The 10,879-nt window shown below is 59.5% G+C and carries 6 protein-coding genes; 3 read left to right on the forward strand and 3 right to left on the reverse strand.

The annotated features are described in order from the left end of the window. The first annotated feature begins 377 nt into the window (after positions 1-377). The 3 genes from QRN48_RS08660 to QRN48_RS08670 are packed head-to-tail and all read left to right on the forward strand — an operon-like array spanning position 378 to position 5,290. Entirely contained in the window at positions 378-1,727 is a 1,350-nt protein-coding gene (locus QRN48_RS08660; protein WP_037018555.1) for a TolC family outer membrane protein, read from the forward strand. Positions 1,728-1,773: 46 nt separating this feature from the next. Further along, positions 1,774-3,927, forward strand: coding sequence for a type I secretion system permease/ATPase (locus QRN48_RS08665; RefSeq protein ID WP_191946012.1), 2,154 nt, complete (start codon positions 1,774-1,776; stop codon positions 3,925-3,927). Next, a complete protein-coding gene (locus QRN48_RS08670; RefSeq protein ID WP_037018120.1) occupies positions 3,917-5,290 on the forward strand; it encodes an HlyD family type I secretion periplasmic adaptor subunit in 1,374 nt (457 codons plus the stop codon). The genes QRN48_RS08665 and QRN48_RS08670 overlap by 11 nt, the downstream gene beginning before the upstream one ends. Before the next feature lie 1,121 nt (positions 5,291-6,411). Here QRN48_RS08670 and QRN48_RS08675 read toward each other — a convergent pair. The 3 genes from QRN48_RS08675 to QRN48_RS08685 form a co-directional block, all read right to left on the reverse strand. After that, on the reverse strand, positions 6,412-6,687 hold the full coding sequence (locus QRN48_RS08675) for a DUF2845 domain-containing protein (protein ID WP_285350066.1): 276 nt from the start codon (positions 6,685-6,687) through the stop codon (positions 6,412-6,414). A gap of 41 nt (positions 6,688-6,728) precedes the next feature. Further along, entirely contained in the window at positions 6,729-9,686 is a 2,958-nt protein-coding gene (locus QRN48_RS08680) for a DUF748 domain-containing protein (protein WP_285350068.1), read from the reverse strand. Between the two features lie 111 nt (positions 9,687-9,797). After that, positions 9,798-10,814 (reverse strand): class I SAM-dependent rRNA methyltransferase, encoded by a 1,017-nt coding sequence (locus tag QRN48_RS08685; RefSeq protein WP_285350070.1) that lies wholly within the window; start codon positions 10,812-10,814, stop codon positions 9,798-9,800. Between the last annotated feature and the right edge of the window lie 65 nt (positions 10,815-10,879).

Below are 10,879 nucleotides of genomic sequence, written 5' to 3' on the forward strand. Positions count from 1 at the left end.
GTTCAGTTGGTATCCATCATGCCGACCGGCTTAACTAACGCCGCTTCATACTGGAATACGTATAGATTCGCATTTGTTTCGATACCAGATAACAAGTTAGGGAACTTTCTAAGTTGCTCGTAATCTGGCGTCAATTTATTAACAGCAGGCCGGCACAGGAATTAACTTTCTGCCAAAGTATTGACCTATTCGGCGACATCCTAAACAATCGCATCCGTAATGTCACATTGATATTTGATGAGATCGCGTATTTCTGCAGTGTGATCCCCAGCGCCCTTCAGAACACTCTCGAAACGATCACTTCAATGGCCATTTTTACGATGCGGCAGTGTGTATTGCTGCATTTTGAACAAGTACGTTCTCGGGAAATCACCAAAATGCGTAAGCACCTCTTCACTGCTGTACCCCTTATCCTTTGCGCCGGCTTCGTTCAGGCCCAGACCCTGCAGTCCGCCATGCAAAAAGCCATGGACGAACATCCCGAGGTGCAGGCCGGCATTAATGCCCGCATTGCCCAGGATTACGCGCTGCGCGCTGCAAGAGGCGGCTACCTGCCGCGTGTCGACGTGACGGCGGGCTACGGCCGTGCCGGTTCCGATACGCCAAGCACCCGCGCGTCGACCGGCCGTCACGATTACCAGACGCTGGACCGCGGCGAGGCGCAAATCCGTCTTCAACAGATGCTGTTTGATGGTTTTGCAACAAGTAACGAAGTTGCGCGTCAACAAGCTACCGCCAATTCCCGGGCGTATTCGCTGTTGAATACAACCGAACGTACCGCGTTGACAGTTGCACAGGTCTATCTGGATGTATTGACCCAACGTGAAATGGTTCGGCTGGCCGAAGAAAACCTGAAGAGCCACGAACGTATTTACGACCAAATCAAGTTGCGCACTTCCCGTGGTGTTGGCCGTATGGCGGACATGGACCAGGCCGATGCCCGTCTGGCACAGGCGCGCAACAACCTGATTACCGAACAAACCAACCTGGCCGACGCACAAACCAATTACTTGAGTGCCGTTGGTCTGGAAGCGGACCAACTTGAAGCGCCGTCGCCATTCGCCATGATGCCTGCCGATTTGAACGAAGCCCGCCGCCAGATGCTGGAAAACAGCCCGGTGCTGCGCTCGGCCGAAGCCGACATCGTCGCCGCTGAAAAGCAGTACACCTCGGCCCAGTCAAATTACTACCCACGTTTCGATGCAGAACTGGGCCGCAATGCCGATAACAACATTGGCGGCGACGAAGGCCACAACAATGGCTGGGAAGCCATGGTTCGCATGCGCTTCAACCTGTACGCAGGTGGTAGCAACAAAGCTGACCTGCAATCCAAGTCGTACCTGTCGAGCCAGGCACTGGATATCCGCAACAACGCGCTGCGTCAGTTGAACGAAGAACTGGGCCTGGCCTGGAACGCCTACAACAACGCCAACGCCCAGGTGCCGATCGCTCAGCAGTACGTCGAGCGTGCCGCGAGCGTGCGTACCTCATACCAGCAGCAATTCAGTCTGGGAGAGCGTACCCTGCTCGACCTTCTCGACAGCGAGAACGAGTTGTTCACCGCGCAACAGCGTCTGGTGCAACTGAAGAACCTGCAGACGTACACCCAATACCGCATCAAGGCGGACATGGGCACGCTGCTGAAAAGCCAGGGCGTTGTGGCGCCGATGGCATCGGTTGTGCAGAACGATGTGAAACCGACAGTTCAGCTGCCGGGCATGAACTGATTCTTGACGGAGTCAGCTTCTTTTAACTGTTAAAGAGAGTGTCAGCGTGGACTTGGAATTACCTTCGGCTCAATTAGGTCATGATCCACGCAGCCAGCACGACGACCCCTTACTCGACGGGCTGTTGACACTCTGTGCCCTGCACCACAAGCCGGCGAGCCGGGCGATGCTGACCACCGGTCTGCCATTGCCCGAGCAACGCCTGAGCCCGGATTTGCTGCCTCGCGCCGCTGCCCGGGCCGGCTTGCAGGGACGCTTGCTGCAACGCAAGCTCACCCACATTCCCGAAATCGCTTTGCCCGCCTTGCTCCTTTTGAAAGAAGGGCGCTCTGCCGTGCTGCTGGGTTGGGAGGGTGAATCGGCCCGCCTGCTGATCAGCGAAAGCAACGGTGGTGAAGTGCTGATCGAAACTCAGGCCCTGATGCAGGATTACAGCGGCCGAGTGTTTTTCGCACAACCGCAACACAAATTTGACGTGACCCAGGGCTCGCTTATTCCGCGCGCTCGTTCCTGGTTCAAAGACACCCTCAAGCTGTCGCGCTGGCTTTACGTCGACGCGATCGCCGCCAGCTTCGTGATCAACCTGATTGCGCTGGCCACCCCTCTGTTCGTTATGAACGTCTATGACCGCGTCGTGCCCAACCAGGCCACCGCAACCCTGTGGGTGCTGGCGACCGGTATCTGCGGCGCTTTCATTTTCGATCTGTTGCTCAAGGGCCTGCGCAGTTTGTGCCTGGACCTGGCCGGCAAGAAAACCGACTTGATCATCTCCGCCACGCTGTTCGAGCGCATCGTCGGCATGGCGATGAAGTTCCGCCCGGCGCGGGTCGGCAGTTACGCCCAGAACATCCATGAGTTTCAGGGCATGCGCGACTTCCTCACGTCGCTGACCCTGACCAGCCTGATCGACCTGCCGTTTACGCTGATTATCCTGTTGGTAATCGCGCTGCTGGGCGGGCATCTGGTGTGGATTCCGATCATTGCCTTCCCGTTGGCACTGGGGATTGGTCACTTCCTGCAAAAGCCGCTGACGTCCACCCTTGAGCGCACCATGGCGCTGGGTGCCGAGCGTCAGTCGAGCCTGATCGAAACCCTCGCCGGCCTCGACGCGGTGAAGGTCAACAATGCAGAGAGCGAGCGTCAGTACCAGTGGGAACACACCATTGGTACGCTCAGCCGCCTCGAATTGCGCGTCAAGGTGCTTTCCGGTCTGGCCATGAACATCACGCTGCTGATCCAGCAACTGGCGGGTGTGGCGATGATCTGCTTCGGCGTCTACATGATCATGGACGGCGTCCTCAGCATGGGCGGCCTCGTGGCGTGCTACATGCTCAGCGGCCGTGCGCTGGGCCCATTGGCGCAATTGTCCGGCCTGCTGACCCGTTATCAGCAAGCCAAAGTGACCATGGTGTCGGTTGACCAGATGATGGAGTTGCCGCAGGAACGCAACTTCGACGAGCGTCCGCTCAGCCGTCAGGTACTGCAAGGCGCGATGGAATTCCGCAACCTCGAATTCACTTATCCGAACCAGCAGAACCTGGCGCTGCGCAACATCAATCTGGTGATCCGCCCTGGCGAGAAGGTCGGCATCATCGGCCGCAGCGGCTCGGGCAAGAGCTCGCTGGCCAAGCTCTTGGTGGGCTTGTATCAGCCGGACGAAGGCTCTTTGCTGGTCGACGGCGTGGACATTCGTCAGATCGACGTCAGCGAGGTGCGCCACAACATCGGTTATGTCGCTCAGGACATTCAGTTGCTGTCCGGCACGCTGCGGGACAACCTGATTTCCGGTGCGCGCTATGTCGACGACGAGATGGTGCTGCAGGCCGCCGAACTGGCCGGCGTGCATGAATTCGCCAGCCTGCATCCACAAGGTTATGAGCTGCAGGTCGGTGAGCGCGGACAAAACCTCTCGGGGGGGCAGCGGCAGAACGTCGCCCTGGCGCGCGCCTTGTTGCTCGATCCGCCGATCCTGTTGCTCGACGAACCGACCAGCGCCATGGACAACACCGGCGAAGAACGCCTGAAGCAGCGTTTGCATGGCGTTGTGGAGAAAAAGACCGTGATTCTTGTGACACACCGAGCCTCGTTGCTCAGCCTGGTTGATCGCCTGATAGTCATTGACCGCGGCCAGATCGTGGCAGACGGCCCGAAAGCCGCCGTTATGGAAGCGTTGAAGAAGGGGCAGATCAGTGTTGCTTAAATCAGGTCCAAATTCCGGTGGCGGCATCTTCGGCTACTTCAAAGGCTCGCCTTCGCTGGAAGGCCAGGCGCTGCCCGAAGTCAAAAAGGCGTTGGTGGACGACGCCCCGCGCATTGTCCGGCTGACCATCTGGGCAGTGATCCTGTTCTTCGTGTTTCTGATCGTCTGGGCCAATTACGCCGTGATCGATGAAGTGACGAAGGGCGAGGGTAAGGCCATCCCTTCGACCAAGATTCAGAAAATCCAGAACCTGGAAGGCGGCATCGTCGCGCAGATCTACGCCCATGACGGCGAAATCGTTGATGCCGGCGCACCGTTGATCCGTCTGGACGATACCCGTTTCGCTTCCAACGTGGGCGAGACCGAGGCCGACCGTCTGGCGATGCAGCTGCGCGTCGAGCGTCTAAGCGCCGAGGTTGACGATCGTCCGCTGAACATCAGCGCCGAGGCGCGCAAGTTGGTGCCCAATCAGGCCTCCAACGAAGAGTCGCTGTACAAGAGTCGTCGCCAGCAACTGGTGGATGAAATCGGTGGTTTGCAGCAGCAGTTGATTCAGCGTCAGCAAGAGCTTCGCGAATTCGGCTCCAAGCAGGAGCAATACCGCAGCAGTCTGGGCTTGTTGCGCCAGGAAATCGGTATGTCTGAGCCGTTGGTGGCGCAGGGCGCGGTCTCGCCGGTGGACATTTTGCGGCTCAAGCGCTCGGAAGTGGAAACCCGCGGCCAGCTGGACGGCACCACGCTGGCGATCCCGCGTGCACAAGCGGCAATTGCCGAAGTGCAGCGCAAGATCGACGAAACCCGTGGCAAATTCCGCAGCGATGCGCTGACTCAGTTGAATGAAGCGCGTACCAATCTGGCCAAGGCGCAGTCGACCGCGAAGGGGCTTGAGGACCGGGTCAACCGGACGATGGTGACCTCACCGGTGCGTGGCGTGGTCAAGCAGATGCTGGTCAATACCGTTGGCGGTGTGATTCAGCCGGGCAGCGACATCGCCGAAATCGTCCCGTTGGATGACACCCTGCTGGTTGAAGCGCGTATTCGTCCACAGGACATTGCCTTTCTGCACCCGGGGCAGGAAGCAATGATCAAATTCACGGCCTACGATTACACCATTTATGGTGGCTTGAAAGGCAAGCTGGAACAGATCGGCGCCGACACGATTCAGGACGAAGAGAAGAAGAACACCTTCTACGTGATCAAGCTGCGCACCGACCGCAGCCACCTGGGCACTGACGAGCACCCGCTGCTGATCATCCCCGGCATGGTCGCCTCGGTTGACATCATCACCGGCAAGAAAAGCATCCTGAGCTACCTGCTCAAGCCAGTCTTGAAAGCCCGCGCCGAGGCACTGCACGAGCGTTGATGGCTGTTCGTTGCTTCAGTGGGATCGGCTTTGCTACGGGTGGGGCCGGCTTTAGCCGGGAAGGCGCCAGGTGTGACACTGCAAATTCAGGGGGTTCATACGGGCCTCTTCCCGGCTAAAGCCGGTCCCACAAAAAGCAACGGCGTTTTCCCGGCTGAAGCCGGTCCCACAAAAAGTGACGCGGCGCGCCTGCCGGCGCGGCAGGCTTGAGTTCCCGGGGTCATAAACACAGATCCGACTGCCCACCGCGCACTACCAGTGGGACCGGCTTCAGCCGGGAAGGCGTAATAAGACGCGCCACCATTTCCCGCGTTTGCTATCGGTCCTCACCAGTCGACCGCCTTCGGATCTCAAAAGTTACGGGGACCAAGAAACTTCGCCGAGCACAAAGCCGTTTTAACGGTGACCATGGAACCTCGCCGAACACAAAGTCGTTTTTACGGTGGCCCCGGGGCCACGCCAAACACATATCTGTAGGAGCCGGCTTGCTGGCGAATCGGGTTACCCAGGCGCCGCAGCATTGAATGCCCCACCCGGTTCGCCAGCAAGCCGGCTCCTACAGAGGTTTCAAGGCCCGGTGCCACTGAGCATCGGCGGCGTGCGCAATCACTTCCCGTGCTTGCTATCGATCCTCACCAATCGACGGCTTTCGAATCTCAAACTTTATGGGAATTCTGGAGCTTCGCCAGTAGAAAGCCGTTTTGACGGTGACCACGCCGAACACAAATCTGTTGGAGCCGGCTTGCTGGCGAATCGGGTTACCCAGTTTCCCCAGCATTGAATGCCCCATCCGGTTCGCCAGCAAGCCGGCTCCTACAGAGGTTTCAAGGCCCGGTGCCACTGAGCATCGGCGGCGTGCGCAGTCACTTCCCGCGTTTGCTATCAATCCTCACCAAACGCCCGCCTTCGGATCTCAAAAGTTACGGGGACCAAGAAACTTCGCCGAGCACAAAGCCGTTTTAACGGGGGCCACGCCGAACACAAATCTGTAGGAGCCGGCTTGCTGGCGAATCGGGTTACCCAGTCTCCGCAGCATTGAATGCTTCACCCGGTTCGCCAGCAACCCGGCTCCTACAGAGGTTTCAGGGCCCGGTGCCACTGAGCAGCAGCGGTGTGCGCAGTCACTTTCCTCGTTTGCTATCGATCCTCACCAGTCGGCCGCCTTCGAACCTCAGGTACTGGTACATCCCGTTGCTGGGGCCGTAGATCCATTCCTGGACCTGTACCTGGTCCACCTGGCGGTAGTGATTCACGGTTTCCTTGTAGCCGATGATGTCCTGGCTGACGGGCTGGCCGCATTTCTGCTGCACTTCAAACATCCGGTCACCCACGCTGATCAGCTGACTGCCGCACCGCAGCGTGTCCGCCAGGGCCGCGCCGCTTAATGCGGTCAGCATCAGGATTAGCGTCATGCCTGCCTTTGCGTTCTTCAAAAGTCTCACTCGCTGTCGAGGTGAAGGGGTGTGACAACGCGGCCATCTTTTTCTGGCTGGCCGAGGCGGGTGTCGATGAAGTACACCCGCTCATCCGCCAGTTGTCCCTTGTCCACCAGATAGTCCTTGATGCTTCCGGCGCGCGACTGCCCAAGCTGACGCAGCAGCAACGCGCTCGAACTCCACGAGGTGAGCACGGCGTCACGCAGTTTGTTCTGACGTTCCTCCTTGCCCAGCTCTACCCACTGCGCCGGAGGTTGCTGCTTCAGACGAGTGCGGTAAATGCCCTCAAGCATCGGCGCCTTTTCATCTTCCGGTACCGTCAGGTCACTGGGCTGTGCCGGGACCTTGTCGCCTCGGCGCTGAAGAATCTTGTAGTAGGTGCTCTGGTATTCGCGTTCCAGCCGTTGCTGGGCAATCAGCGGCCCATCGCTCGTCTCGGCGGCAGCGCCTTCAATCTCCAGACGCAACGCCGGACGCGCTTTCAACCCCGCCGCCAGCTTGTCCAGCGATGCCATCGCCTCGGGGCTGAGTTCATCAGCGCCCGGTGCGAACGCAACCGTGCCGAGGTCTTCCGAGCCGCCACCGTTGATCAACCCGCCAATGAACTTGAACGGCGACGCCGCCGCTTTCACCAACAGGTTGCGCAGGGTTTGCCAGACGATCGGCATCACGCTGAACTGCGGGTTGTTCAGATCACCGGTCACCGGCAGCTCAATGGAGATTTTCCCATCGGTGTCTTTAAGCAGCGCGATGGCCAGCTTCAGCGGCAAATTCACGGCGTCCGGGCTATCTACCTTCTCGCCTAGTTGCAGTTGCTCGACCACGACTTTGTTCTCGGCCTTGAGCTGGCCCTTGGTGATCAAGTAATGCAGGTCGAGATTCAGGCGCCCCTTGCGGATTCGATAACCGGCGAACTTGCCGGAGTAGGGCGTCAACGTCGTCAGTTCGACACGCTTGAAGCTCGTGGCGATGTCCAGACTGGCCATCGGGTTGAAGGGGTTCAGCGCGCCTTTGATCGTTACTGGTGCATAGCGATCGACCTTGCCGGTGATATCGACCGACGCGGGCTTGTCCTGGCGATTATCCAGCGTGCCGATCTTGCCGTTGAGCTGCTGAACGGCCGTGGCGAAGTTGGGCGTGAGGCTGAAGTCGGCGAAGTTGGCCGAGCCATTGCTGATATTGACTTCGCCGATGCGGATACCCATCGGTTTTTCATTGCTGGCGGCGGCTTTGGTTTTCGCCGGGGCCGGCGCCTTGTCAGTGGGTTGGGGCACCAGCAAGTCATCGATGTTGGTCGAACGATCGTCGGCAATCATGAATCGCGCATATGGCTGGTCCAGGCTCACGGATGCGATGTTAAGGCTATCGCCAAGCACGAAGTTCAGTCCGTCTACGTTCAGCCGTTGCCACTTCACGAAGTCCCGCGACTTCAACGTGTCGAGGGTGTGCAGCTGATCGACCTGCGCTTTACCGGTGATGCCCAGCGCCAAGGGCTCTGTGCTTTTCAAGTCAATCGCCAGATCGGAATTGAGCATGCCGCTGCGCACTTCCAGACGAATGAACGGCGTGACGTAGGACTGCGCGACGCGCAAATCGATATCGCGGGTGGTGACATTGAGGTTGGCCCGAACCGGTGCCAGATTGACTTCGCCCTCGGCCGTCAGCTTGCCCTGCTTGCCCACGGCGGTGTCGAGCTTGAGCTTGAAGGGCGACTGATTGAGGCTGTCGAAGCCGGTGAGATCAACATTCAGTGGGCCCACGTCGATGGCGACCGGCTCCTTCGGCACCTTATCCGCGAGATGAATGCGGTAGTCGCGCAATTGCGTATCGCGCAGCAGCACTTGCCAGGGTTTGCTCGCCGTGGCGGGTTTGCTTTGGGCGGTGGTTTCGCTTCCCGTGGCGGTGGCAGGTTGATTTTTGTCAGCCTCGGCTTTTTTTGCCTGCGCCCTGGAGGGCTGGCTTGCGAACAGTTTCTGCCAGTCCAGCTCGCCGTCCGACTCACGGGTCGCCCAGGTTTCCAGGCCTTCGCTGCGAATCTTGCCTACGGTGACACGCTGTTTGGCCAGGTCGATGGAGGTTTCGCTGACGCTCAGTTTCTTCAGGCGCGCCAGCGGTCTGCCGTCCGGCGCGTCAATGGCGAACGGGGCAACGCTCAGCGAGGTGTTGTCCAGCAGCAGCTCGGTTTCTTTGGCCAGACTGAGTGTGTAGTGGGTATTGAAATTCAGCACGCCATCTTTCAGCACCAGCGGCAGGGCGTCCCGCACGTAAGGCCACCAGACTTTCATCTTGCCGTCGGTAACTTTGAGTGTGCCCTCCGAGGCAATGGGCACCAGGCTGATGCGCCCGACCCAGTCGATCTGACCGCCCTCGGGGCCTGCGGCGACCAGGGTCATGTCGGCGTTGTCTTCAGGCAGCGTGCTGAGGTTTTTCAGCTCGAAGTTCAACGCGTCGTAGAGGAACTCAATGGGCTCGCTGGGGCGCAGGTCCTGGAAATGCACGTAACCGTCGGCCAGCTTGATTTCGCCGATGCGCAACGGAAAGGGCTTGCTCGGGGGCTCGTCGGCTTTGGCGGGTTCGCTGGCGGGCAGCTTGAACAGGCCGGCAAGGTTGAGCGTGCCGTCTTTGGCAAACAGCAGTTCGGTTTTGGGTTTATCAAGTTCGACGGCCTTGAGGTGCAGCGCCTTGGTCCAAAGGCTGTCGATTTGCAGATTGGCGTAAAGCCGTGCAAAACCGAGCTGTTCCTTGCCTGGCGCCCCGACGTTCAGGCCCCAGAGGGTGACTTCGAGGCTGTACGGGTTGAGCTCAAGCCGGTCGAGACGTGCCGGTACCGTGGCATAGTTTGCCAACTGTTGATTGACGATTCGCAGTGCAACGCCTGGCAGGATCAAAAACCCCAGCACGCTGTAAAGGGCGAAAAGGGCCAGCAGTGCGCCGAGGGCGCGTTTCAATCCTTTGGGCATGTAAGTCGCCGACTCGCTCGATGGGAGGTGCTTGGAGTATGGCACGCCAATCTGGTTCCAAGGCCAGTTGCCTCAGTCCCTGTGGGAAGCTTCCTTAACTCTCAAGATGCTTCAGAGCTGCAAGATCAACGTCTTAAGTGGCGGCTGTTGGTCGTGCGACGGAAAGTCGGCGCCCGGGGTCAGCACCTGGCACTCACGCACCGGTCGGCCAATTTTGCTTGCACACCGCAGCACCTGATCGCGCCAGTCATCCATGCTGACTTTTGCCAGGTTGTTGCAGCAGATCAACACGCCGTTTTCGGCGGTTGTCAGCAAGGCTGGCTTGAGCAGGCTTTGGTAGTCACGCAGCAGATCGACCGTGCCGAAGGCGCTCTTGGCCCAGGCCGGAGGGTCCAGCAGGACCAGGTCATATTGGCGCTGCTCGAGGCGCACGTAAGGGGGCAGTTTATGGCCGCGACGGGAGGCGATGGGCAGACCGGCGAGTTGGCGAATGGCCGGGAAGTAGTCCGACTGCACGAACTGCATCGTTGGCAGCTGCGGATTGAGCAGGCCGTTCTCGCGCCCGACCGCCAGGTTGCCTTCGGCGAAATCCAGATTGCACACCTCGCTCGCGCCGCCTGCCGCTGCGCTCAGACCAACGCCGCAGGTGTAGGCGAACAGATTGAGGACGCTCTTGCCGGCGGCATGCTGCTTGACCCAGCCCCGTGCGTTGCGCAGGTCGAGAAACAGCAGCGGGTCCTGGCCTGCGTGGCGCGCGCGAACGCGGTAATTGAGTCCCCACTCGTGGCCTACCAGATCCGCCAGCGCGGCGTCTTCGGCTTTGTAGACGGGATCGGTCCGGTCAACCCGTGAGTTGCCTTGGGAGCGGTCGTTGTAGACCAGCAGCAAATCAAGGCCAAGCCGCGCATTGACGGCCGCGTGCAGCGCGAGCAGGGAGTCGCGGTCCAGTGTGGTGTGGAAGCTCTGGACCAGCAATTGCGGGCCGTAACGATCGACCGTCAGGCCGCTGGCGCCTTCCTGGCTGCCATGAAACAGCCGATAACAGTCGGTGCCCTGGGCGTGCAGCTCTGCGATCAAGGATTGACGATTATCGAGGGCGACGCTGAGCGCCTGAATCAACGAAGACATGCACGGCCTTGGAGCAGGAATAGGGCGTGCGAGTTTATCAGCTAGGCCAATACCGGTGTTCGACC

This window comes from Pseudomonas sp. ME-P-057, from assembly GCF_030208975.1.
GTDB classification, from domain to species: domain Bacteria; phylum Pseudomonadota; class Gammaproteobacteria; order Pseudomonadales; family Pseudomonadaceae; genus Aquipseudomonas; species Aquipseudomonas lutea.

Excerpts from the sequence above, each read along its gene's own strand:
- QRN48_RS08660 (WP_037018555.1), top strand. The coding sequence starts at position 378 with ATGCGTAAGCACCTCTTCACTGCTGTACCCCTTATCCTTTGCGCCGGC.
- QRN48_RS08675 (WP_285350066.1), bottom strand. The coding sequence starts at position 6,687 with ATGCTGACCGCATTAAGCGGCGCGGCCCTGGCGGACACGCTGCGGTGC.
- QRN48_RS08680 (WP_285350068.1), bottom strand. The coding sequence starts at position 9,686 with ATGCCCAAAGGATTGAAACGCGCCCTCGGCGCACTGCTGGCCCTTTTC.
- QRN48_RS08685 (WP_285350070.1), bottom strand. The coding sequence starts at position 10,814 with ATGTCTTCGTTGATTCAGGCGCTCAGCGTCGCCCTCGATAATCGTCAA.